This is a genomic window from Bacillus hominis, assembly GCF_018332515.1.
GTDB lineage: Bacteria > Bacillota > Bacilli > Bacillales > Bacillaceae_G > Bacillus_A > Bacillus_A hominis.
This window is the reverse complement of sequence record NZ_BOQD01000076.1, coordinates 1-22,843: the sequence shown is the minus strand read 5'-3', so window position 1 is coordinate 22,843 and position 22,843 is coordinate 1. Positions and strand designations below refer to the sequence as shown.

Sequence of the window (22,843 nt, the reverse complement as noted above, 5' to 3'; positions counted from 1 at the left end):
GCTCTTTTTTATGCTTTATCCCGCATTAACGGGCAGTAACTCCCACCTCAAAATTCGGCGCATACGAGGAAGCGAGGTGGGAGACGACTGCCCGTAAATGCCCGATTGGTTCAACTAATAATCAGTGGGGGATGAACAAAACCCCCACTGATTAAAGTTTCACTTTATGTTGGGACAACGTGTGTCGGTAAAATATTCATAATAGATTGTGTTGCGCCTGTTTTCTTGTCCGTTAAAAGAACTTCTCCTGTTTCATGCTTCTGAGCATCAGTGCACATACCGAGGTGATAACGATCACCTAAAAATGGATCAATATAAAAACCGTTTTTGAATACTTTATCATTCGGATGTTTTTCATGGTGAATTTCAGAACAGTTAATGCAGTAGAACATAGCTTTCATCCCCTTTTTATTGTTGTTAAAAAAGTGAGTGGGTAGTCATTTCGCTCCTGAGGAAATGTTGAGGAGAAGAGAAATAACTACCTACCCCAAATGGTGGGCATACTCCTTCTGATTTTACATATCTCGCGTATTGTCCCTGAGGGAAGGAGGAGAGACGAAGTACAGATGAGATAAGTTAGGCGCTTCTCTCAATATGAATGATGGAGTTTCATATTGAGGGAAGTTTTTATTTTTGATTGCCTTTGTGAGTATATTATGAAGGAATGGTGAGAGGGTGTTTGTCCTGTTGAAAAAATGTTGAGAATTTCTCAACAGTGAAAAAGAGCCTTTCTTGACATGTAACCAAAAGGTGTTATATTGTTAATGTGAAACTAAAAGGTGTTATATTTAAATGCCGAATAAAGGAGATATAAAATGAACCAACAAAATACATTAAACGATATTAAACAAACAATCGTTTTTAACGCGCCTATTCAAAAAGTATGGAATGTAGTATCAACTGCAGAAGGAATTGCGTCATGGTTTATGCCAAATGACTTTGAATTAAAGGTGGGACATGAGTTTCAGGTGCAATCACCTTTTGGACCATCACCATGTAAAGTGTTAGAAATTGATGAGCCAAACCATTTATCTTTCTCATGGGATACAGATGGTTGGATTGTTTCATTCATTTTGAAAGACTTAGGAGATAAAACAGAATTCACGTTAATTCACGGTGGCTGGAAACATCCTGATGAAATTCTTCCGAAAGCGAATGCGAAGAGCTCTATTATTCGCGATAGAATGAATGGTGGCTGGGTAGCGATTGTAAATGAAAAACTGAAAAAGGTTGTTGAAGGTTAAATGTCTTCGTCAGCAGCGAAATATGATGTATTTCAAGCAATTGCTGATCCAACCCGCCGAGAAGTATTACGGTTATTAAGTGATAAAGAGTTACCAATTTCCAAAATAACGGATCATTTTCCGATGAGCCGTACGGCAGTTGTAAAGCATCTTCATATTCTTTCGGAAGCGAATTTAGTAAGTGGAAGAAAAAGCGGGAGAGAGAAGATATATCGCTTGCAACCAGAGCCGCTAGAGGAATTACAGCAGTGGCTCTCGTATTATGAACGATTTTGGGATAATAAATTGTCCATACTTAAGCATATTGTGGAGAATGAAGAGTAGATTTTATAAAAAGAGGATGACCATTTTGGTCATCCTCTTTTTACTGCTCACTCGTTTGTTTAGCTGGCTTTAATAGAATCCAAGCAATAATTAAAGTTAATACTGCTAATACGAAAGTACTCATATAAATGACGTGTACACTTGCAGCTAATGCGGATTGAGACTCGGTTGCTACGTTTGCTGTAGCTCCGCCGTGTCCGCCAGAAGAAACAAGATCAAGATTTTTAATGCCACGTGCATGAATCATCGTGTTGAAGACCGTGCCGAAAATTGCAGCACCTAACGTTTGACTAAATGTATTAATAAATGTGTTTAAACCTACTGCTGTCCCGCGTGTATGGGCTGGTACAGCTGCTTGAATTGTTACCATGTAAATAGGTGTTACAAGACCCATTCCTAAGCCGAATAATCCGACTGCAACATAAATAAGGAATGATGGTGAATCCGTTGATAATGTAAATAATAAGAATGTAGCAACTGATAAGATGCTAGATCCAAGTAAAATGATTTGCTTCGTTTGTAACTTGCCAACTAAGTTACCGGAGAACATAGCACCGAATGTCCACATAACAGGAATCGGCATTAAAATGAGTCCGGCTTCTGTTGCATTTTTTCCTAATACACCTTGGCTCCAAATTGGAAGGTACACTGTAATACTAATAATCATTGCGCCAGCGATAAGCGTTAATATGTTTATAGTAGATAATGTACGGTTAGAGAAAAGTGCTAGCGGAATTAATGGTTCCGGAGATTTTTTCTCGATGTATAAGAAAATAATGAATGAAACAGCGGCAAAGATTAATAGACCGATGATTGAAATATCTCCCCAGTTTTGCTTACTGCTACCTGTTAATAATGCGTATAGTAGAGCAATTGTACTTAATGAGAAGACTGTTGCACCAAGGTAATCGATATGTTGCTTAGTGGCGGATTTAACAGATTCCTTATAAGAAGTGGCAAACATTAGGCAAGCGATAATTCCAAAAGGAACGTTTAAGAAGAAAATATAGCGCCAAGAAAGAGAATCAACTAAAAATCCGCCTACTAACGGCCCGATAACACCAGATACACCCCAAACGGCACTCATCCAGCCTTGTGCTTTTGCGCGGTCTTTCGCTTCGCTATATAAGTCTCCAATAATCGTCATTGTGATCGGCATAACAGCACCAGCGCCTATACCTTGAAGAGCACGGAAGAAGATTAATTGTTCCATTGATGTAACGACTCCGCAAAGTGCAGAACCGATTAAGAAGATAGTTGCTCCGATGAGCAGAACTTTTTTACGGCCGAATAAATCAGCTAGTTTTCCGTATATTGGAGTCGAAACAGCTGTTGCAAGCATATAAATTGCATATACCCAACTAACAAGTTCGACGCCTGACAAATCACTCGTTATACGAGGTATTGCTGTACTAACAATCGTTCCTTCTACCGCAGAAAGAAACGTCATTAGCATTAAAGACATCATGACTTTTTTTCTCATTTGTTTTCCCCTTACCCTTTTTCAAATATTCAACAATATAAAATATAAAGGTACTAAGGTATATAAAGCAACAAAAAAGAACGAGGGGTAGGAGGAGGGCGTATGTGGCGTTCCTTATTGGTAAGTCGATATCTCTTGTCAAATCGCCGATATAATTTCATGTACATATAAAAAAAGAAACAGGAAGCCCTGTTTCTTTTTTAATATTGCGTTTTCGCATTTTGTCCTGCTGTTGTTCCGGCAATTCGACCAGTAACAAGGGCAGATGTAATGTTATAGCCGCCAGTATAACCGTGAATATCAAGAACTTCTCCGCAGAAATATACGCCGTTCGTGAATTTAGAAGACATTTCTTTCGGATTAATTTCTTTAACGGATACACCGCCGCCAGTAACGAATGCTTTTTCAATTGACTGCGTACCATTTACATTCACAGTAAACTCTTTAAAGTCTTTCACAAGTGCACGAATCTTCTCGTGAGAAACTTGTCCAGCTTGTTCACTACCGTCAATTTCATTTTTTTCTAATAAGAATAGGAAATAACGTTCAGGAACATAACCTTTTAAAACGTTTTTAATTCCTTTTTTCGGATCTTCTTTCATTTGTTTCAGCATGCGCTGGAATAGTTGTTCACTATTTTCTTCTGGCAATGCATCGATACTCATTTGTACTGTATTCGTTTTAAACTTTTTCAGTGCTTTCACAACGAATTGACTACAGCGAAGAGCAGCAGGACCAGACAGACCGAAATGAGTGAAGAGCATGTCCATTTTGTGAGAAATGATTGCTTTTCCTTTCGGGTTTAATACGCTTAAGTTTACATCGCGTAAAGCAAGGCCTTGTAATACGCGGTCACGAATAAATGGTTCGTTTGAAAGGATTGGTACTTCTGTTGGGAATAATTCTGTAATTGTATGCCCAGCTTTTTCAGCCCAAGCGTATCCGTCTCCAGTAGATCCAGTTTGAGGAACAGATTTTCCGCCAACAGCGATAACGACATGGTTTGTTTCTAACACTTCGCCAGTTTGTAGTACGACTGCTTTCGTTTGACCGTTCTCATATTCAATCGTTTCAACGGGTGTATTCGTACGGATTTTTACACCTAAGTCTTTTAATCGTGTTAAAAGTGCGTCTACTACTGATTGTGCTTTATTTGATACAGGGAACATGCGCCCATGATCCTCTTCTTTTAGTTGTACACCGAGATTTTCGAAGAATGTAATAATATCTTCATTATTAAAAATAGAAAAAGCGCTGTATAAGAAGCGGCCGTTTCCTGGTATATGTTTAACGATTTCATCAAGTGGTAGACGATTCGTTACGTTACAACGACCACCACCAGAAATCGCAAGTTTACGCCCTAGTTTATTTCCTTTATCAAGAAGTAAGACACTTGCGCCTTCTTCTGCAGCACCGATTGCAGCCATTAGCCCTGAAGGACCGCCGCCGATGACAATAACATCATAATGCATAATATATCGACCTCATTTTCTACATTTCCTGCCTAAAAGAATAGCATGTTTTCCCTTAAAAGAAAAATAGAGTGAAGTACTGCTTAATGGGAGAATTGTGGTACAATACAAAAGTTAGAGTTCAGCACTATCCTGCTATTTGTGGGCAATAAGACTAAAACCTTAAGACTTAAGAGAAGTAAAGAGTGAGGTCACTGGCCCGTAAAAGCTCGATTGGTGCGGGCTAATAATCAGTGGGGGATGAACAAACCGCACTGATTAAAGTTTCACTTTATCTAGATGTAGGAGGATTTTTGTATGTCCGATTCGAAATTTCTGCGCGGAACGCTTATCGTTACGTTAGGGACATTTTTAGTAAAGTTCTTAGGCATGATTTACGTCTTTCCATTTCATGCATTGGTAGGCACAGAAGGCGGAACGCTCTATACATATGGATACATTCCATATACGATCTTTTTAAGTATTGCAACGGCAGGTGTGCCGCTTGCTGTTTCGAAATTCGTTTCCAAATATAATGCGCTTGGTGATTATAAAACGAGCCGGAGAATGTTCCGCTCGGGAATGGTTATGATGATAGTATCAGGGGTTCTTTCGTTCCTAGTACTGTATATGACGGCGCCAATATTTGCAGAAGCAATGCTTGGTAAACAAAGTTTACAAAATAAGATAGAAGAAGTTACGACGATTATTCGTCTTGTAAGTTTTGCACTCATTGTTGTACCGGCAGCGAGTTTAATTCGTGGTTATTTCCAAGGTCACCAATCGATGGGACCAACTACTGTTTCGCAAATTATTGAACAAATTATTCGTATCGCCTTCTTATTAACAGGTAGTTTTATCGTTATTAAAGTACTTGGCGGTACAGTTGCAACAGCGGTTGGGGTAGCTACATTTGCTGCGTTCGTTTCAGCAGTTGGAGCGCTTGGTGTATTAATTTGGTACTGGTTAAAACGTAAAAAATATTTGGATCAATATTTAATTGAACAAACTGTACCAGAATCGACAGTAAGTACCGTTCAATTATTTAAAGAATTATTTGCATATGCAATTCCTTACGTTGTAATTGGGCTAACTATTCCTTTATATCAACAAATTGATACATTGACATTCAACTCAATTATGCAGGCGATTGGTCAAGGAGATATCGCAGAGCGAGCGCTTGGTATTTTCACAATGTGGACGCATAAATTAATTATGATTCCCGTATCACTTGCAACAGCGTTTAGTTTAACGCTTGTGCCAGCGATCACAAAATCGTTTACTGAAAAACAATATCGTTATTTAAAATTACAAATTACACAAACATTCCAGGCGAATATGTTTTTAACATTGCCAGCAGTTATCGGTATTTCTACACTTGCATATCCAATTTACACTGCTTTCTACGACTCAGATCCACTAGGTGGACAAGTATTAATGTGGTATGCACCAGTTGCATTGTTATTCGCTTTATTCACAGTAACAGCAGCTATCTTACAAGGGATTAACCAGCAGAAACATGCGGTTATTGCACTTGTGATGGGTGTTATTTTGAAATTTGTATGTAACGTAATCTTTATTCGTTATTTCGGTACAATAGGAGCAATCCTGGCGACGGCAGTTGGCTTCTTAGCTTCCGTATGGTATACGAATAGACAAATCAAAAAACATGCAAACTATTCATTTGGTGTTGTATATAAGAGAACATTCCAAATTGCAGTATTAACACTTATAATGGTTATTGCTGTAAAACTATCACAATGGACTCTATCCTTCATGATTTCGCCTGATGGCCGTATTGGTGCTCTTATTACAGTTGCGATTTGTGCAGGTATTGGTGGCCTTGTTTACGGATTATTAGCGATTCGCACAGGAGTACTAGAAAGAGTATTTGGCGGAGAAGCTTTAGAGAAAATCCAACGTAAACTTGGTAGTAGATTCAAAATAAAGTTGAAATCAAAAGGGGCGTAAATACGTCCCCTTTTCTATGATAAATAAAGAAGGTGAAGAACATGAGATTAGATAAATTATTAGCGAATATGGGACACGGAAGTAGAAAAGAAGTAAAGAAATTATTGAAAGACGGCGTTGTGAAGATTGATGGAACGCCAGTGAAAGATGCGAAGTTTCATGTGAACGTAGAAGAGCAAGAGGTTATGATTCATGGTGAAGTTGTGGAATATAAAGAGTTTGTTTATTTAATGATGCATAAACCACAAGGTGTTATTTCAGCGACAGAAGATGATAACCACGAAACAGTGATAGATTTATTAGAATTAGAAGATGCGATTTTCGATCCATTCCCTGTTGGAAGGCTCGATATTGATACAGAAGGTTTCTTATTAATCACAAATGATGGGAAGTTAACGCATCAACTATTATCTCCGAAAAAGCATGTGCCGAAAAAATATTATGCACACATTTCAGGCGTTGTAACGGAAGAGGATGTAGAAGAGTTTTCAAAAGGTGTTATTTTAGAAGATGGCTATGAAACGAAGCCAGGCGAACTTACAATTTTAAAAAGTGCTGATATTTCTGAGATTGAACTCGTTATTACAGAAGGAAAATTCCATCAAGTGAAGCGTATGTTTGAAGCTGTAGGGAAAAAAGTAGTGTATTTAAAGAGAACAGAGATGGGGCCTTTAGTGTTAGATGAAGAGTTAGAACTTGGGCAATATCGTGAATTAACAGATGAAGAAGTTGAAATGTTAAAGACGTATCAAGTAGATAACGAAAAGTAACGCCAATTTTAAAGTATAGAAAAGACCCCTTTCTAATGAGTTAGAAAGGGGTATGTATTTATTTACATACAATTATTTTTTTGTTATGAGGTCATTCTCACTTTCTTTCCTGTTGTTGTCCACTTACCGCGGCAGGGGCTATACACGAGTTCATTAAACTGCAACACATTTAGATCACGTTGTATCGTTCGCGGTGTGATCCCGAACTCATCTACAAGGTCTTTCGTCGTTACCGTTCCGTTTTCATTGATGTACATATAAATTGATTTAATGCGTGTTAGCATACGAGTAGTTGTAGGTTTCAAGAGAAAACCACTCCTCTACTAGTTTTTTTGACCCCATTCAGGAAAGAAGGTCGTTACTACCATTGTACTCTACATGATAAAATTCATGCTTTAATCTACTTAAATTTTACAAAAGTTTAACAAATATTCATATAGAAAAATATTGGTAGTTGACATTCTATATTTGGTCAGTCAACTAACTCATAAATTTCTACGTAAAACGCCAAATTCCTGCAAATTTTTTTGAGAAAATAAAAGAAAAACTAATAAGAAATATCTGAAATATTACAATTGTTCGTTATTAGGTTTTCATGTATGGCATAAGAGATTTTCGTTTGCTATGATGAAAGAGACAATATAGTGAAGGATGGATGCGTGATGTCAACAATTAATTGGACAGAAGAAGTTACAAAACGAAAAGATGATTTAATTCGTGATACACAACAATTTTTACAAATTAAAAGTGTATGGGAAGAAGAATCTGCGAAAGAGGGCGCACCATTCGGTGAAGGTGTAGAAAAAGCTTTATCTTTCATGTTACATAAAGGAGAAGCAGAAGGTTTCGCTTCTAAAAATTTAGAAGGGTATGCAGGTCATCTTGAAATGGGACAAGGAGAAGAATTAGTAGGTATTCTTTGTCACGTTGATGTTGTACCAGAAGGAGATGGCTGGACAACTCCTGCGTATAGTGCGGATATTCGCGATGGGAAGATTTTTGCACGCGGTGCAATTGATGATAAAGGGCCGACGATGGCAGCGTATTATGCGATGAAGATCGTCAAAGAATTAGGCTTACCTCTTTCCAAACGTGTTCGTATGATTTTAGGAACAGATGAGGAAAGTAATTGGAAGTGTGTAGATCATTATTTTAAAAATGAAGAAATGCCAACAATCGGTTTTGCGCCGGATGCAGATTTTCCAATTATTAATGCGGAAAAAGGAATTTCTGACATACAAGTTGTGCAAAATGGTAGCGAAGAGAAAGAAGGCGCATTTAAGCTTATTTCATTTGAGTCAGGTCGTCGTTTAAATATGGTTCCTGATTTTGCAGAAGCAGTTATTACAGGAGAAGATGTAAATGCACTTACAGTAGCATATGAAGAGTATTTACAAACTGCTAAAAAAATAGGTAAAGCAATTGTAGAAGGAAATACGGTGACGTTGCAAATCAAAGGGATTTCAGCTCACGGATCTACTCCAGAAAAGGGAGAAAATGCAGGTTTATTATTGGCAAACTTCTTAACTACAGTTTCACTTGATGGAAAAGCAAATTCATTTTCGACATTTGTAACAGAAACATTTACTGGTGATATTTTTGGTGAAAAGGCTACTATTGCTTATAAGGACGAAATTAGTGGTCCGTTAACAGTAAATGTCGGTCGCCTTTCTTATTCGAAAGAAAATGGTGGCAATTTAGGATTAAACGTACGTTACCCGGTTACGACTAACTTTGAAGAAACAATTACGAAGTTAAAAGAATATGTTGGTACTCATGGATTTGAAGTAGCGGATTATTCTAACTCTCGCCCGCATCATGTTGATAAAGATCATACGTTAATTCGTACTTTGCAACGCGTATATGAAGAACAAACAGGTGAAAAAGCTGAATTGTTAGCAATCGGCGGTGGTACTTATGCTCGTTCATTGAAGGCTGGCGTTGCATTTGGTCCGTTATTCCCAGGAAAAGAAGAACTTGCTCATCAAAAAGACGAGTACATTGAAATTGAAGATTTATTAAAAGCAACAGCGATTTATGCGCAAGCAATTCATGAATTAGCGAAATAATGAGAGGCCGTCCTAAAAGTTTTTTTGGGACGGTTTTCTGTTAAGAATAGGTTGCTTTTATTGTCGTATTTTATTGTTAAGTCGATATATTTGATTTTGCGTCGATATAATTCCATTTACTATTGTGATCTTAACTAAGAAGAAAATAAATTTATTCAAAGGTTAGACTTTTTGGATGGTTCGCTTCTTTTTAGCTGAATGAGATAAGAAAGAAAAGCAACAATAACATAAAGGGGACGATGTAGATGGTGCCGCATTATTTTGTCGCAGTAACTTTACCATGTCATATAAAAGAAATTCTTTCTAATTACAAAGAGGAAATGAAGGATGAATTACCATTCCGCTCGTGGGTACATGAAGAAGACTATCATATTACCCTTACCTTTTTAGGAAGTGCGGCGCAGGAACAATTAGAAGGAATAAAGAATGGATTACAAACACTTACAGAAAAAAAGGAACTATCGTTCACGTTACAAGGGTTTTCTACGTTCGGACAGGTGGACCAACCGCGTATATTTTGGGCGGGGATAAGTGATAATCAAGATTTGTTTACTTTACAAAAACAAGTGCATACAATTTGTGAAGAAAATGGCTTCGCTCTAGAGACACGTCCTTATCATCCACATATTACTGTTGCGCGAAAATGGGTAGGAGAAAAAGTATTTGATCTGACAAATGTAAAAGATTTACCTGTAACATCATTTCAAGCAGATACGATTACTTTGTATGAATCTCACGTTAAGGAAACGCCAAAGTATAGACCAGTTGCCGAAATAAAATTACAAAAATAGAATGTATGAAAACGTTTTTTATACAGGTGAATATACTATAGGGAATAATGTGTTACTGTATAGAGCTTCGATGATAAGAAAAGCCTTATCATTTGAAGCTCGTTTCACCCCTCTATTTGTGGGCAGTAAGACTCCCACCTCAAAATTAGGATAAAGCAAAGAAGTTAGGTGGGAGATCTACTGCCCATAAAGGCACAATTGGTGAAGGCTAATAATCAGTGGGGTAAAGCCTTCCCACTGATTAAAGTTTCACTTTATTTTAACTTTAAGAATGATGGTGATTTTTTATGTTGAAAGTAAAACGTCCATTTGATGCCTATTTAGATGAAATGAATAAAATTACAATTTTGCTCCCGCATGCGTATGGAACAAGCCGGACATTTCGTTTACAAGAAGGAAGCAATGTGAAAGAGTTACCGATTGTTCATACTATTGCTCTTCCAGATGCAACGAAGTATGAATGTTTTATAGAAGAGCCGCTAGATGTGGGGAAGTATTATACAGTACGGGATGAACGGAATGAAGAGACAGATTTACAAATAGGCGCTGTGATTCGAACAGTAATTTTCGATGAAAAATATTATTACGAAGGTACCGACTTAGGTGCTGTGTATAAAAAAGAAGAAACAATATTTAAAGTATGGGCTCCGACTGCAAGGCTTGCGAAAGTAAGGATTTATAAAAGTGATAAAGAATATATTGATTATGAAATGTATAGAGAAGAAAACGGAGTGTGGATTCATACATTACAAGGTGATCATGATGGAGCACGATATACATTCCTTGTTTGTATTAATTTAATATGGAACGAAGCGGTTGACCCTTATGCAAAGTCTGCGACGATAAATGGAAAACACGGCGTTGTTATCGATTTGGAAAAAACGAATGTGACAAAACGAGTAGAACTATCACCATTACAGTCAATGACAGATGCCATATTGTATGAACTGCATATTCGTGACGCTACTATTCATCCGAACAGTGGAGTGAATAAGAAAGGAACATATAAAGGGCTAAGTGAAGAGGGGACAGTAGGACAAAATGGGACATTAACAGGATTGTCTCATATAAAAGATTTAGGCGTTACACATGTAGAACTATTACCTTTAAATTGTTTTGGTGGTATAGATGAAGTGAATCCTGCTTCCGCATATAATTGGGGCTATAATCCGTTATATTACAATATACCAACAGGATTTTATGTTACAAACCTTTCTGATCCGTATAACAGGATAGTAGAGTGTAAAAAACTAATTGAAACATTTCATGATCACGGCATCAGGGTGATTATAGATGTTGTATATAATCATGTTTATGAAAGAGAATTATCATCATTTGAGAAGCTTGTCCCAGGATATTATTTTCGTCATGGGGAAGATGGTATGCCTTCTAATGGGACGGGAGTTGGAAATGATATAGCATCTGAACGGAAAATGATGAGGAAATTTATTATAGAATCTGTTTTATATTGGCTTACTGAATACAATGTTGATGGATTCCGATTTGATTTAATGGGAATTTTAGATGTTGAAACGATGAATGCGTTAGAAAAAGAAGTGCGGAAAATAAAACAGGATGCGTTTTTATTAGGTGAAGGATGGGATTTACAAACACCGCTTCCTCTTGAAGAGAAAGCGACGTTAAATAATGCGAATAAAATGCCATGTATCGCACAGTTTAACGATCAATTTCGTGACGGAATAAAAGGAAGTACTTTTAATATAAATAAACGTGGTTTTGCATTTGGTGGGCATGTAGACTGTCATCATTTGCAGTATATAGTAGCTGGTAGCCTTTTAAGTATGAAAGAAACAGGATTGTTCCTAGAGCCAGTACAAAGCATCAACTATGTAGAATGTCATGACAATATGACGATGTGGGATAAACTAGTGCAAAGTAATCCAGAATCAGAAGGAATTTTAAAAAGGCGTCATCGTTTAGCAACTGCAGTGGTTATTCTTTCACAAGGAATTCCTTTCTTACATGCGGGGCAAGAGTTTTATCGTACGAAGCAAGGAAATGAAAATAGTTATAATGCAAATGATGAAATCAATCGATTAGATTGGGATCAAAAAGAAAAAGAGATGGAGACAGTTAACTATATAAAAGGTTTAATTGCGATTCGGAAGGAGCATGGGGCATTCCGATTAAAAAGCGCTGACCTTATAAAAAAGCATATGACTTTTTTGCAAACATCAAAAGAAGCACTTGCATACCATTTGCGAAATGTAGAATCTTTTGGACCATGGAAAGAGATTGTTGTGCTATTCAATAGCGGTTTGCAAAATGAAATAGTTCAGCTCCCAAAAGAAGAAACGTGGCATGTATTAGTAAACGAAAAGCAAGCAAAAATACAGCCAATTTCTTCATTTAGAGGAAAGGAACTTCAAATGGCTCCAACTAGCACGTATATATTGGCGATAATGTGACAAATCGCTACTTGACGATGAGAATGTAATAAATGTAGAATTGACAAAGGTGACGATTTTGATAAGTTGTCATTCTATGAGTGATTTTGTAAAATAAACTAGAAGAACAGGTGATTTATCCTGTTTTCGGCTTATGCCAAGTTTTTTCATTCAAATACAGTAAAATATATGAATCCACAACATGTGTAGAAATGTTGCGGTTTTTCTTTTCATAACTATAAAAGATAAGGATTTGTTAACGGGTAATGAATATGGAATGGTTGGAACAATTATTAGGAAAAGAGTGGAGTCTTATACCGGCTGGTGGAGTAACGGGCGATGCATATATTGCGCAAAACGGACAACAAAAGTTATTTTTAAAGCGGAATACATCGCCCTTTTTAGCGGTATTGTCAGCAGAAGGAATTGTTCCAAAATTACTTTGGACAAGAAGGGTAACGAACGGTGATGTAATTTCTGCTCAAAAATGGCTTCCGGGACAGAAGTTAGAGCCAGAGGATATGAAACTAGAACGTGTTGCGAAACTTTTGAAGAAAATACACTCCTCTAAAGCACTTGTGCAGATGATTCAAAGGCTTGGAAAGCAGCCGCTTCATGCGCAAGAGTTATTACAACAATTACAGCTCGTTTTAAGAGGAGATATAAGAGTTGATGAAACAATTCAGCAAGGTCTTCAATATTTAACTGAGTCATTAAAAGATATTGAGTACAATGAATTCGTTGTATGCCATTGTGATGTAAACCATAACAATTGGATATTGTCGGATGAAGATGAATTGTTTTTAATTGATTGGGATGGAGCAGTTATTGCTGATCCAGCTCTAGATCTTGGTATGTTATTATATTGGTATGTTCCGCGCCATGAATGGAGTGAGTGGCTCGGATATTATGAAATTGAACTAGATGAGTCATTGCTTAGGCGTATGAGATGGTATGTTATAGCACAAACGATTTTATCTATTCAATGGCACACAACAAAAAAGCAGCAAGCAGAAGCTAAATATTGGCATCAATATTTACAGCAACTACTTGCTTCAGAATAATATTTAAGAAAAATTGTCCATTCCAGCAATCCACTGAGTAAGTTGTTCTTGATTATTGGAAATATGGTTGTCCAAATTAGAGGAAGATTTACCCGATTGACTATAAGAATATACATCGTTTAGCATTGTTTTAGCGTCACTACTTATACTATCGTTTGCGAGTAACGACTGAATGAGGCGCTCTAATTGCTCGCATTCAGAAACTGTCCCGCAGCAATCACTTTGATGATTGACTAAAATATCTTTTAACACTTCTAATTGATGCTGTTGATTAATTGGCATGAACGGATCATCCTTTCGAGTGTTTTTCTCTCTCTGGAAATGTAAGAGAAAAAGCTGTTTCGTCATGGAATGTTTAATGCTTTATGTAGTTTTTATCAAAATGGTACATCTTATACTTGAAGGAAACGGACCGAGTGCTCGTACGTACTTGGTTTTTTGTTTGATAGATTGATTAAAACAGAAAGAAGGAATTTTTCCTTTAAAATAGTTTTGTAAGGAGAGGGAGACATCTATGCGTTTAAGACATAAGCCTTATGCAATGGATCGAATTAATGAATATTCACATATCGTAATTGGGAACCCAGAGGAGCGCGCTGGTAACTGGAAAGAAGTATTTGGAAATGAACAGCCAATTCATATTGAAGTAGGTACAGGACGTGGCCGCTTTATGTATGATATGGCAAAAGCAAATCCGCATATAAACTATATTGGAATTGAAAAATTCACAAGTGTTGTTGTAGATGCACTTGATAAATTAATTGAAGAAGAAGTACCGAACTTAAAGTTAATTAATAAAGATGCTGAAGATTTAACAGTTTTCTTTGCGAAAGGTGAAATTGACCGCGTTTATTTAAACTTCTCAGATCCATGGCCGAAGAATCGTCATACGAAGCGTCGTTTAACATATAAAACATTTTTACGCAATTATGAAGAAGTGTTAGTAGATGGCGGAGAAATTCATTTCAAAACTGATAACCAAGGCTTATTTGAATATTCTCTTATGAGTATGGCTGAGTATGGTATGTTATTAACTTACCTTAGCCTAGATCTTCATAATAGTGATTATGAAGGAAACATTATGACAGAATACGAAGAGAAGTTCTCTAGTAAAGGTCATCGTATTTACCGAGTTGAAGCAAAATATCGTACAGAGCCTATGCAGTAATGCATAGGTTTTTTATATGAAAAATAATCGGAATATTATGTTAAAATCAAATAGAAAAGGGGGATGGGATATGGAACAGTTACAAATTGGAAATATAAAAGTGACGTGGCTAGAAGGTGGGAATACACATTTAGATGGAGGCGCGATGTTTGGAGTTGTGCCAAAAGTACTTTGGTCACGCAAATATAAACATAATGATACAAATCATATTTATTTACGAACAGATCCGTTACTTTTACAAACGAAAGACGGTAATATGCTCATTGATTCCGGAATAGGAAACGGTAAATTGAATGCGAAGATGAAGCGGAATCAAGGTGTAACGGAAGAATCATCAGTTTATGAATCATTAGAAAAACTAGGATTAAAGCCCGAAGATATTCACTATGTTTTAATGACGCACCTGCATTTTGATCATGCATCTGGTTTAACAAAATGGGAAGGTGATCAACTTGTACCAGCATTTCCGAATGCAAAAGTTTATGTTAGTGAGACTGAATGGAATGAAATGAGAAATCCGAATATTAGATCACGCAATACATATTGGAAGGAAAATTGGGAGCCGATTGTAGATCAAGTTGTTACGTTTCAGCAAGAAATAGAAATTACAGATGAAATAAAAATGGCGCATACAGGCGGTCATAGTGATGGACATGCAGTTATTGCTTTGGAAAGCCAAGGGGAAACGATGCTTCATTTAGCAGATCTCTTGCCGACGCATGCACATCAAAATGTACTATGGGTAATGGCATACGATGATTATCCGATGACATCGATTGAAAATAAGCAAAAGTGGATGAAGTACGGTGCTGAAAAAGAGGCGTGGTTTACATTTTATCATGACGCGTATTACCGTGCAGTAAAGTGGAATGAGGAAGGGCATATCGTAGAAAAAGTAGAGAGAAAAGCGAGTATAGAGGCTTAAAGAGAGGAGGTTGTTCAATAAAACTTGTTGGAGCAGCCTCCTTTTCTATTGTCGGATTTTGTTGGTAAGTCGATATATAAAAAAAATCGCTGATATAATTTCAATCACTATCCGCAATTTTTTCAAAAAATAAGAGGTTCACCTAATGGGAACCCTCCTTTTTATGCTGCTATAACCTCTAAAACAGTACCTGTTTTAGCATCAACTAAAAATTCAAATCGTTCTTGTATATCATCTAACATCGTTGTAAGACCGCCGCGATAAACTTCGTATGCGACATCATATTTTTCAAATGTCTCTGGAACCATATGTACCCAAGAGCCAGTAATTTCACCTTTATGACTTAATGCTTGTTTCACCATTTTTAATGCTTTTTCTGAAGAAATATGGGATTGTTCTTGTACTTTGTTTGCAACAAGATAACCAGCTGCGAACCCAACGCCAAGACCTGCTACTAAACCTTTCCAGCTCATATATTCACCTCAATTCTTTAAAATAAAAATAGTGTACCAATAATAATTATAATGCAAATACAACTAAAAAAGAAGAAACTAGAAACATTTCGAAAATTTCGTTACAATAAAAGAGGTATTCTACTAAGGTTTGAAAGAAGGGGACTTCGTGAATAAAGAGACATTACAATTATTTCGTACGTTAACAGAATTACAAGGTGCATCAGGTTTTGAACATGATGTGCGCCGTTTTATGAAGCAAGAATTAAGCAAATATGCGGATGAAATTGTACAAGACGGTTTAGGTAGCGTATTTGGTCTGAAAAAAGGGGACGAAACTGGCCCACGTGTTCTTGTAGCAGGTCATATGGATGAAGTAGGTTTCATGGTTACGCAAATTACGAAAAACGGAATGCTTCGTTTTCAAACGTTAGGTGGCTGGTGGAGCCAAGTACTATTGGCTCAGCGTGTACAAGTTATGACGAAGAATGGTCCTGTTATTGGAGTTGTTGGTTCTATTCCTCCTCATTTATTAAGTGATGCGCAGCGTGCAAAACCGATGGATATAAAAAATATGTTAATTGATATAGGTGCAGATAGTTATGAAGATGCGATTGAAATTGGTGTGAAACCAGGACAACAAATCGTTCCAATCTGCCCGTTTACGCCGATGGCAAACGAAAAGAAAATTATGGCGAAAGCTTGGGACAACCGTTACGGATGTGGCCTTGCAATCGAGTTATTAAAAGAATTAAAAGATGAAACATTACCAAACACATTATACTCTGGTGCGACTGTACAAGAAGAAGTAGGTCTTCGCGGAGCACAAACTGCTGCAAATATGATTCAACCAGATATTTTCTATGCGCTTGATGCAAGTCCAGCAAATGATGCATCTGGTGATAAGACGCAGTTCGGTCAATTAGGACAAGGAGCTCTTCTTCGTATTTATGACCGCACAATGGTAACGCATAGAGGAATGCGCGAATTTATTTTAGATACAGCAGAAACACATAACATTCCATACCAATACTTTATTTCACAAGGTGGTACAGATGCGGGCCGTGTACATACAAGTAACTCTGGTATCCCATCGGCAGTAATTGGTGTTTGTGCACGTTACATTCATACACATGCTTCTATTTTACATGTTGATGATTATGCGGCAGCGAAGGAATTAATTACGAAGCTTGTGAGAGCGACGGACAAAACGACGTTAGAGACGATTAAGGATAACGCATAAAGAGGAAGGGTGAAAAACCCTTCTTTTTTTAGGTTGAATAGATGACCCAGCGATGAGTGAAAGCGGTTAGTGTCTAATTTGTGCTCGAGCGATGTATTAAGACCGCGGGTAGGAAGAGAGAGGAAGGCTGGTTTTGAGTTCGAGATCGGTCATATTGTGGAAAGCCAGCTTCTTTTATAGGTAGCAGGGATTCCCAGGTGATGTGTGGTTTGTACTTAATTTGTGCCGAAGCGGATATTAGAACAGAATGATGAATTTTTATAGAGGTGAATGAAATGAAAGTAGTAGTTGGATCGAAGAATAAAACGAAGGTTGGGGCTGTGGAGAAGGTTTGGGAAGATGCTGAAATTACATCTCTTTCTGTTCCGTCAGGAGTAGCAAACCAGCCTTTCTCAGATGAAGAGACGATGCAAGGAGCAATAAATAGAGCGAAGAGAGCGTTGCAGGAAGGTGAAGCTCATATAGGCATTGGGCTAGAAGGCGGCGTTATGAAAACGGAGCATGGGTTATTTATGTGTAACTGGGGTGCTTTAGCGACAATTGAAGGTAAAACATTTGTTGCAGGCGGGGCACGTATTAAGTTACCAGACGATTTTTTAGCACCTCTTGAAGAAGGAAAAGAGCTAAGTGAAGTGATGGAAGAGTTTGTAGAGCGAAAAGATATTCGTAGTCACGAAGGTGCTATTGGTATTTTTACAGATGATTATGTCGACCGAACGGAATTATTTGTACACGTGGTTAAGTTACTTGTTGGGCAATATAAGTATGATGAAAAGCAAGCATAAACCTTGCACCACGCGCGATGTATGGTAGTATAAAGAAAAGATTATAGTGTAAAAAAGTGCACTCGTTAGAGGAGGAAATATAGATGAAATCATTAGAAAGCATGGAACAATTCCAAGAATTAAAAAATGAAGAGAATGTAGTCTTCATGTTCTCAGCAGAATGGTGCCCAGATTGCCGTTTCGTTGATCCATTTATGCCAGAAGTAGAAGAGAAGTATAGTGATTTCTCATTTTACTATGTAGATCGTGATGAGTTTATTGATCTATGCGTGAAATTAGACGTATTTGGCATTCCAAGCTTTGTAGCGTACAATAAAGGTGAAGAAACTGGACGCTATGTAAATAAAGATCGTAAAACACAAGAGCAAATCGAAGAGTTTATTGAAGGTTTAAAATAAGACAATTAGCCAATTGAATTGTAAAAACAACCTCTACCTTCGCGGGGGAGGTTATTTTTTTGGAAGGGAGGAAAAAGAGATGAAAATGACAAGTAAAAAGATGAAAGACGAGTTAATGAAGAAATTATCTCGACCAGAATGGGATTTCCATTATGATAGCGAGAAAGAAGTTCTTCGTATTGAACAAACAGACTCGAAAAAAGGTATTAACGTATCACTTCCAGGAGTAGTTGCAAAATGGGAAGTGAACAAAGAAAAGGCGATTGAAGAGGTCGCTTATTACGTACAAGAAGCGCTAATTGCAATGCATAAAGAAGAAAATAGCACGGCGAAAATTTTACCTGTTATTCGCTCTACTTCTTTCCCAAAGCAATCAGAAGAAGGAAATCCGTTTATTATGACGGACCATACGGCGGAAACACGTATTTACTATGCGCTAGATTCTAATAAAACGTATCGATTAATTGATGAGCGCTTATTACAAAAATTAGAGCTTACAGAGCAGCAAGTGCGTGAAATGGCATTATTCAACGCTCGCTCATTAGGTTATGAATTTAAACAAGAAACAGTAGCTGATAATACATTCTACTTTTTAAACACAAATGATGGGTATGATGCGACTCGTATTTTAAACGAATCGTTACTACACTCGATGCGTGAAAAGATCTCTGGTGATATGGTTGTTGCTGTTCCTCACCAAGATGTATTAATTATTGCTGATATCGTCAACGAAATCGGTTATGATATTATTGCACAAATGACAATGAAATTTTTTGCCGAAGGGCATGTTCCGATTACATCACTTTCATTCGTATATGAAGATGGCGACTTTGAACCAATCTTTATTTTAGCGAAGAATCGGAAGAAGACAGATGGAAAAGAGAAAGGATGAACGAAGTGAACGTTTTTTACAACCTTGAAGGAATTGGTGACACTTTAATTGTTGCCTTACAAGATATTACTTTAGAAAACCGTGCATTTGACCGCAAAGGAGATGTTGCTCGCGTTTATGATCGTGAAAGCAACGTAACAGGAGGATTCAACATCTTTAATGCGTCTTCTTATGTAGAAGTAACAGACAACGGAAACGTTACATTAACGAAAGAATTCGTTGGAAAAATTAACGAGATTTTAGCGAAGAACGGCTTTGAAGAAAAAGTAGAAGCTGATTTCACGCCGAAATTTGTTGTAGGCTATGTTGCTGAAAAAGAAAAGCATCCAAATGCTGATAAACTAAACATTTGTACAGTAGAAATCGGTACAGAAACATTACAAATCGTATGTGGTGCACCAAACGTTGATGCAGGACAAAAAGTTGTCGTTGCGAAAATCGGTGCTGTAATGCCAAGCGGTATGTTAATTAAACCAGCTGAACTTCGCGGTGTTCCTTCTTCTGGAATGATTTGCTCTGCACGTGAATTAGAGCTTCCAGACGCTCCACAAGAAAAAGGTATTCTTGTATTAGAAGACAGCTTTGAAGTTGGACAAGAATTTAAATTTTAATTGATATTAGAAAAGTAGCCTCGCATACGTGAGGCTACTTTTTTGTGCGGAATTCCTAGTATTGTAACGTTTCCTCTCAAAATCTATATTGTATTTTAAAAATAGATTAGGTAAAATTTAGAAAAAAGAAGGGGATAGACGTATGAAACAACAACCAAAAATTGCAGAACTTCTGAAACGAATTGAAACTTCAAAACAACAAGATATCGAGTTAGGTTCCTATGAAATATATGTGTTTAATGAAAGTGAATTAGAAAAAGGGCAAATCGGTTACCGATATGATAAACATAAAAATTCATTAATAAGCAATGAAAGTGGAAAATGGCAAGAAGGATGGATTGTTATTGGATATGAAACGGATATGGGAGATCCTGTTTTTGTGAATATCGATGATGATGCGTATCCAGTGTATACGGCAGAACGTGGTACAGAAACGTGGCAGCCTGTTAATATTGGAAGCATAGATGAGATTATGGGGCAATTATAAGAAAAATTTTGAGTCCGATGCAAAGTGATGGGAGAGAAATATGAAGTATATAAAAATAATGAGCGCTATTGCAGTCATTGGAATATATATGGGAGGTTGTTCACAAGAACAACCGAAAAAAGAAACAACATCTTCTGTACAAGAAAAAAACAACGATAAAAAAGAAGACGCACCGGTAGAAAAGCAGCAGGAAGAACAAGAAAAGAAAGAAGAACCGCAAGCAATTCAAACGAATGAGCAAGTAGAAATTAAGCAGGAGGAAGTACCGGCCGAGGAAAAGAAAGAGGCAACTACGCCGATGCAGCCATCCGAGCAACCAGTACAAAATAATGAACAAAAAGTAGAGAGTAATGAGAAACAAGAAAAGTTTCTCGTCGTTATTGATCCAGGACATCAACAAAAAGCGAATTTAAATTTAGAGCCAATTGGTCCAGGAGCAACTACTCAAAAATATAAAGTGACAGATGGCACAACAGGCATTGTGACAAAAAAGAGAGAGTCTGTCCTTGTATTAGAAATGGCTTTTATATTAAAAGAAAAGCTGGAAGCAAAGGGTATACAAGTATTGATGACGAGAACGTCACAAGATGTTGATATAAGTAATAAGGAACGAGCGACATTCGCGAATGATCATAAGGCGAATTTGTTTTTACGTCTTCACGCGGACGGTTCTGAAAATCCAAACCAAAGTGGGTTCGCTGTATTGACGCCAGCAGAAGGAAATCAATATACGAAAGAAATCTATGCTGAAAGTCTTCAAGTCTCTCAAACAATTGTAAACAAAATGAGGGGAAATCATCAGGTGAAAGTAAATGGAATTAAATTTCGAGATGACCTTTCTGGATTTAATTGGTCGAAAGTACCTGGAGTACTATTAGAACTCGGATTTATGTCAAACCCAGAAGAAGACAAAAAATTATCTGACCCACAGTATGTAAATTTTTTATTACAAAGCGTGACGGATAGTGTAGATGAATATCGGAAAAATAAAGCTTAAATTGCAGTCTTATATGGAAGGCTGCTTTTTTCTATATACAAAATACTCGTAAATTAGAATATTATGGATAAAGTTAATATGCTTAATTTTACCTGCACTTTTTGCCGAATGCTGATACAATAAAGGTTGTTACTATTTAGTAGAAAGAGTGGTAAGCATGTTAGATTGGATGAAAAAGCTGTTTAACAAAGAGGAAGAAAAAACAGTGATGAATAAAGAAGTACGAAAGCAAATTGAAAGTCAGCCGAAAATTCCTCGTGTAAACCACTATACTGAAGCAAGAGAAGCACAAATGGCAAGTCGGAATGCAGGGAAATGTCGTTTTCCATTAATACCAGATAATGGCTTCGATGAGGAGGATGTAAGAGAACTACCTAACTTTGAAGAACAACCTATTCAAAGAGGAACATATGAAGAGCCGGAATTGCAATATGAACCGGAACCAGAGCATGTCGTAAAAAAAGCATTCGTACCGTCGCAAGAAAGTAACCGTAGACCATTTCGTCCAACAGAAATGATTTCTCCGATTTATGGATATAACCGTCCTTCAGTAGAAACGAAGGTTGTGCAGGAGGAAGAAAAGGAAAGAGAAGATCTTGAAATATCTGTTGAAGGAAAAGCTGTTGTTGACGCATGGTTAGAGAAAAAGGGATATACATTATCTGACTTTTCGGAAGTTCTACAAGGGAGTTCATCTGTTAAGAACGAACGAAGTAATAAAGTAGAAGAAAAATCGGTTGTGGATGCATGGTTAGAGAAAAACGGTTACGAAGTTGAACGTCAAGCCCCTTCATTAGAAGAAAGCCTAAGTGATGATTTGCTTCATAAAACAGTAGGACAGCATGTGGAAGCAGAGGCTACAATTGTACAAGCCTTGAAGCAGGAGCAAGATGTAGTGGTGTTATCATCTACAGAAGATAATGAAGAAACTTTACAAGAAGAGTCAATAGATTCTAAAGTAGAGCACGTGGATTCGATATTAACAGAAGAAAATGAATGTAATACAGAAATAGAAGAAACTGTTGCTGAAGTTGCAGCAAATCAAGTCGAAGAAGAAACCTTAGAAGATGTAGTGATTGTAAAAGCAGATGAAAAGCTTGAAGAAACAATTACTATAGAAATACCAGATGCTTTTGAAGAAAAATCTAAGGAAGCAGCCGAAGTTGCGGAGTTAGAAGAATCTGAGGAAGCAGCCGAAGTTGTGGAGTTAGAAGAATCTAAGGAAGCAGCCGAAGTTGTGGAATTAGAGGAATCTAAGGAAGCAGAAGAAGTTGCGGAGTTAGAGGACTCTAAGGAAGCAGCCGAAGTTG

General features: G+C 37.2%; 23 protein-coding genes and 1 pseudogene. 18 read left to right on the top strand and 6 right to left on the bottom strand.

Annotated elements, in window-relative coordinates; all coding sequences use genetic code 11:
* Window positions 1-164: 164 nt before the first annotated feature.
* A complete protein-coding gene (locus tag KI356_RS09210; protein WP_212935297.1) occupies window positions 165-392 on the bottom strand; it encodes a DUF3973 domain-containing protein in 228 nt (75 codons plus the stop codon).
* Between the two features lie 423 nt (window positions 393-815).
* Between KI356_RS09210 and KI356_RS09205 the strand changes: the two genes are divergently transcribed.
* Together KI356_RS09205 and KI356_RS09200 are read left to right on the top strand one after the other, a co-directional pair.
* Window positions 816-1,244, top strand: a complete 429-nt coding sequence (locus KI356_RS09205) for an SRPBCC family protein (RefSeq protein ID WP_128282982.1) — start codon at window positions 816-818, stop codon at window positions 1,242-1,244.
* Window positions 1,245-1,568 carry an ArsR/SmtB family transcription factor gene (locus KI356_RS09200; RefSeq protein ID WP_212935296.1) on the top strand — a complete coding sequence of 108 codons (324 nt, stop codon included), beginning with the start codon at window positions 1,245-1,247 and terminating at the stop codon, window positions 1,566-1,568. It abuts the gene before it with no gap.
* 40 nt (window positions 1,569-1,608) lie between these two features.
* On the opposite strand, the gene KI356_RS09195 is transcribed toward KI356_RS09200, so the two are convergent.
* Window positions 1,609-3,051 (bottom strand): MDR family MFS transporter, encoded by a 1,443-nt coding sequence (locus KI356_RS09195; protein WP_128282984.1) that lies wholly within the window; start codon window positions 3,049-3,051, stop codon window positions 1,609-1,611.
* A gap of 200 nt (window positions 3,052-3,251) precedes the next feature.
* On the bottom strand, window positions 3,252-4,523 hold the full coding sequence (locus KI356_RS09190; protein WP_212935295.1) for a BaiN/RdsA family NAD(P)/FAD-dependent oxidoreductase: 1,272 nt from the start codon (window positions 4,521-4,523) through the stop codon (window positions 3,252-3,254).
* Between the two features lie 297 nt (window positions 4,524-4,820).
* Here KI356_RS09190 and KI356_RS09185 point away from each other — a divergent pair, with 297 nt between their 5' ends.
* Window positions 4,821-6,473, top strand: a complete 1,653-nt coding sequence (locus KI356_RS09185) for a putative polysaccharide biosynthesis protein (protein WP_128282986.1) — start codon at window positions 4,821-4,823, stop codon at window positions 6,471-6,473.
* A gap of 41 nt (window positions 6,474-6,514) precedes the next feature.
* Window positions 6,515-7,243: a pseudouridine synthase gene (locus KI356_RS09180; protein WP_128282987.1), complete on the top strand. Its 729-nt coding sequence runs from the start codon at window positions 6,515-6,517 to the stop codon at window positions 7,241-7,243.
* A gap of 83 nt (window positions 7,244-7,326) precedes the next feature.
* Here KI356_RS09180 and KI356_RS09175 read toward each other — a convergent pair whose 3' ends face one another.
* Entirely contained in the window at window positions 7,327-7,548 is a 222-nt protein-coding gene (locus KI356_RS09175) for a DeoR family transcriptional regulator (protein ID WP_000805512.1), read from the bottom strand.
* A 357-nt stretch (window positions 7,549-7,905) separates the two neighbouring features.
* Here KI356_RS09175 and pepV point away from each other — a divergent pair, with 357 nt between their 5' ends.
* The 4 genes from pepV (at window position 7,906) to KI356_RS09155 (ending at window position 13,575) form a co-directional block, all read left to right on the top strand.
* On the top strand, window positions 7,906-9,312 hold the full coding sequence (gene pepV / locus KI356_RS09170; RefSeq protein ID WP_212935294.1) for a dipeptidase PepV: 1,407 nt from the start codon (window positions 7,906-7,908) through the stop codon (window positions 9,310-9,312).
* Window positions 9,313-9,557: 245 nt separating this feature from the next.
* A complete protein-coding gene (gene thpR / locus KI356_RS09165) occupies window positions 9,558-10,103 on the top strand; it encodes an RNA 2',3'-cyclic phosphodiesterase (protein WP_212935293.1) in 546 nt (181 codons plus the stop codon).
* Window positions 10,104-10,390: 287 nt separating this feature from the next.
* Window positions 10,391-12,532 (top strand): type I pullulanase, encoded by a 2,142-nt coding sequence (pulA, locus tag KI356_RS09160; RefSeq protein WP_212935292.1) that lies wholly within the window; start codon window positions 10,391-10,393, stop codon window positions 12,530-12,532.
* Between the two features lie 245 nt (window positions 12,533-12,777).
* Complete coding sequence (locus KI356_RS09155; RefSeq protein ID WP_002123138.1) at window positions 12,778-13,575, top strand: phosphotransferase family protein; 798 nt, start codon at window positions 12,778-12,780, stop codon at window positions 13,573-13,575.
* A gap of 3 nt (window positions 13,576-13,578) precedes the next feature.
* Here KI356_RS09155 and KI356_RS09150 read toward each other — a convergent pair whose 3' ends face one another.
* Window positions 13,579-13,857 carry a YtzH-like family protein gene (locus KI356_RS09150; protein WP_001122237.1) on the bottom strand — a complete coding sequence of 93 codons (279 nt, stop codon included), beginning with the start codon at window positions 13,855-13,857 and terminating at the stop codon, window positions 13,579-13,581.
* Between the two features lie 232 nt (window positions 13,858-14,089).
* On the opposite strand from KI356_RS09150, the gene trmB reads away from it, so the two are divergent.
* Both trmB and KI356_RS09140 read left to right on the top strand, forming a co-directional pair.
* Window positions 14,090-14,743, top strand: a complete 654-nt coding sequence (trmB, locus tag KI356_RS09145) for a tRNA (guanosine(46)-N7)-methyltransferase TrmB (RefSeq protein WP_002123137.1) — start codon at window positions 14,090-14,092, stop codon at window positions 14,741-14,743.
* Window positions 14,744-14,813: 70 nt separating this feature from the next.
* A complete protein-coding gene (locus tag KI356_RS09140) occupies window positions 14,814-15,668 on the top strand; it encodes a YtnP family quorum-quenching lactonase (protein WP_212935291.1) in 855 nt (284 codons plus the stop codon).
* Window positions 15,669-15,829: 161 nt separating this feature from the next.
* Here KI356_RS09140 and KI356_RS09135 read toward each other — a convergent pair whose 3' ends face one another.
* Entirely contained in the window at window positions 15,830-16,141 is a 312-nt protein-coding gene (locus KI356_RS09135; RefSeq protein WP_000118541.1) for a PepSY domain-containing protein, read from the bottom strand.
* 148 nt (window positions 16,142-16,289) lie between these two features.
* On the opposite strand from KI356_RS09135, the gene KI356_RS09130 reads away from it, so the two are divergent.
* From KI356_RS09130 to KI356_RS09095, 8 genes and pseudogenes are all read left to right on the top strand, one after another.
* On the top strand, window positions 16,290-17,363 hold the full coding sequence (locus KI356_RS09130; protein ID WP_212935290.1) for a M42 family metallopeptidase: 1,074 nt from the start codon (window positions 16,290-16,292) through the stop codon (window positions 17,361-17,363).
* Between the two features lie 275 nt (window positions 17,364-17,638).
* The gene (locus KI356_RS09125) at window positions 17,639-18,148 is read left to right on the top strand and encodes a DUF84 family protein (RefSeq protein WP_212935289.1); all 510 of its coding nucleotides are present in this window, start codon (window positions 17,639-17,641) and stop codon (window positions 18,146-18,148) included.
* 83 nt (window positions 18,149-18,231) lie between these two features.
* Entirely contained in the window at window positions 18,232-18,546 is a 315-nt protein-coding gene (locus tag KI356_RS09120; RefSeq protein ID WP_000838192.1) for a thioredoxin family protein, read from the top strand.
* Window positions 18,547-18,625: 79 nt separating this feature from the next.
* Window positions 18,626-19,438 (top strand): DUF1444 domain-containing protein, encoded by an 813-nt coding sequence (locus KI356_RS09115; protein ID WP_212935288.1) that lies wholly within the window; start codon window positions 18,626-18,628, stop codon window positions 19,436-19,438.
* Entirely contained in the window at window positions 19,435-20,049 is a 615-nt protein-coding gene (gene ytpR, locus KI356_RS09110; protein ID WP_212935287.1) for a YtpR family tRNA-binding protein, read from the top strand. The genes KI356_RS09115 and ytpR overlap by 4 nt, the downstream gene beginning before the upstream one ends.
* Window positions 20,050-20,191: 142 nt before the next feature.
* Window positions 20,192-20,536, top strand: coding sequence for a thiamine transporter (locus tag KI356_RS09105; protein WP_212935286.1), 345 nt, complete (start codon window positions 20,192-20,194; stop codon window positions 20,534-20,536).
* 40 nt (window positions 20,537-20,576) lie between these two features.
* Window positions 20,577-21,533 carry an N-acetylmuramoyl-L-alanine amidase gene (locus KI356_RS09100; protein WP_212935285.1) on the top strand — a complete coding sequence of 319 codons (957 nt, stop codon included), beginning with the start codon at window positions 20,577-20,579 and terminating at the stop codon, window positions 21,531-21,533.
* 157 nt (window positions 21,534-21,690) lie between these two features.
* Window positions 21,691-22,843: pseudogene (locus KI356_RS09095) on the top strand (DNA translocase FtsK); the annotation flags it as partial.

What these genes read in the sequence shown, in the direction of transcription:
- KI356_RS09100 (WP_212935285.1), top strand. Translation starts at nt 20,577, where the DNA reads ATGAAGTATATAAAAATAATGAGCGCTATTGCAGTCATTGGAATATAT.
- KI356_RS09155 (WP_002123138.1), top strand. Translation starts at nt 12,778, where the DNA reads ATGAATATGGAATGGTTGGAACAATTATTAGGAAAAGAGTGGAGTCTT.
- KI356_RS09150 (WP_001122237.1), bottom strand. Translation starts at nt 13,857, where the DNA reads ATGCCAATTAATCAACAGCATCAATTAGAAGTGTTAAAAGATATTTTA.
- pepV (WP_212935294.1), top strand. Translation starts at nt 7,906, where the DNA reads ATGTCAACAATTAATTGGACAGAAGAAGTTACAAAACGAAAAGATGAT.
- trmB (WP_002123137.1), top strand. Translation starts at nt 14,090, where the DNA reads ATGCGTTTAAGACATAAGCCTTATGCAATGGATCGAATTAATGAATAT.
- KI356_RS09140 (WP_212935291.1), top strand. Translation starts at nt 14,814, where the DNA reads ATGGAACAGTTACAAATTGGAAATATAAAAGTGACGTGGCTAGAAGGT.
- KI356_RS09135 (WP_000118541.1), bottom strand. Translation starts at nt 16,141, where the DNA reads ATGAGCTGGAAAGGTTTAGTAGCAGGTCTTGGCGTTGGGTTCGCAGCT.
- thpR (WP_212935293.1), top strand. Translation starts at nt 9,558, where the DNA reads ATGGTGCCGCATTATTTTGTCGCAGTAACTTTACCATGTCATATAAAA.
- pulA (WP_212935292.1), top strand. Translation starts at nt 10,391, where the DNA reads ATGTTGAAAGTAAAACGTCCATTTGATGCCTATTTAGATGAAATGAAT.
- KI356_RS09190 (WP_212935295.1), bottom strand. Translation starts at nt 4,523, where the DNA reads ATGCATTATGATGTTATTGTCATCGGCGGCGGTCCTTCAGGGCTAATG.
- KI356_RS09115 (WP_212935288.1), top strand. Translation starts at nt 18,626, where the DNA reads ATGAAAATGACAAGTAAAAAGATGAAAGACGAGTTAATGAAGAAATTA.
- KI356_RS09185 (WP_128282986.1), top strand. Translation starts at nt 4,821, where the DNA reads ATGTCCGATTCGAAATTTCTGCGCGGAACGCTTATCGTTACGTTAGGG.
- KI356_RS09105 (WP_212935286.1), top strand. Translation starts at nt 20,192, where the DNA reads ATGAAACAACAACCAAAAATTGCAGAACTTCTGAAACGAATTGAAACT.
- KI356_RS09180 (WP_128282987.1), top strand. Translation starts at nt 6,515, where the DNA reads ATGAGATTAGATAAATTATTAGCGAATATGGGACACGGAAGTAGAAAA.
- KI356_RS09195 (WP_128282984.1), bottom strand. Translation starts at nt 3,051, where the DNA reads ATGAGAAAAAAAGTCATGATGTCTTTAATGCTAATGACGTTTCTTTCT.
- ytpR (WP_212935287.1), top strand. Translation starts at nt 19,435, where the DNA reads ATGAACGAAGTGAACGTTTTTTACAACCTTGAAGGAATTGGTGACACT.
- KI356_RS09200 (WP_212935296.1), top strand. Translation starts at nt 1,245, where the DNA reads ATGTCTTCGTCAGCAGCGAAATATGATGTATTTCAAGCAATTGCTGAT.
- KI356_RS09205 (WP_128282982.1), top strand. Translation starts at nt 816, where the DNA reads ATGAACCAACAAAATACATTAAACGATATTAAACAAACAATCGTTTTT.
- KI356_RS09210 (WP_212935297.1), bottom strand. Translation starts at nt 392, where the DNA reads ATGTTCTACTGCATTAACTGTTCTGAAATTCACCATGAAAAACATCCG.
- KI356_RS09125 (WP_212935289.1), top strand. Translation starts at nt 17,639, where the DNA reads ATGAAAGTAGTAGTTGGATCGAAGAATAAAACGAAGGTTGGGGCTGTG.
- KI356_RS09120 (WP_000838192.1), top strand. Translation starts at nt 18,232, where the DNA reads ATGAAATCATTAGAAAGCATGGAACAATTCCAAGAATTAAAAAATGAA.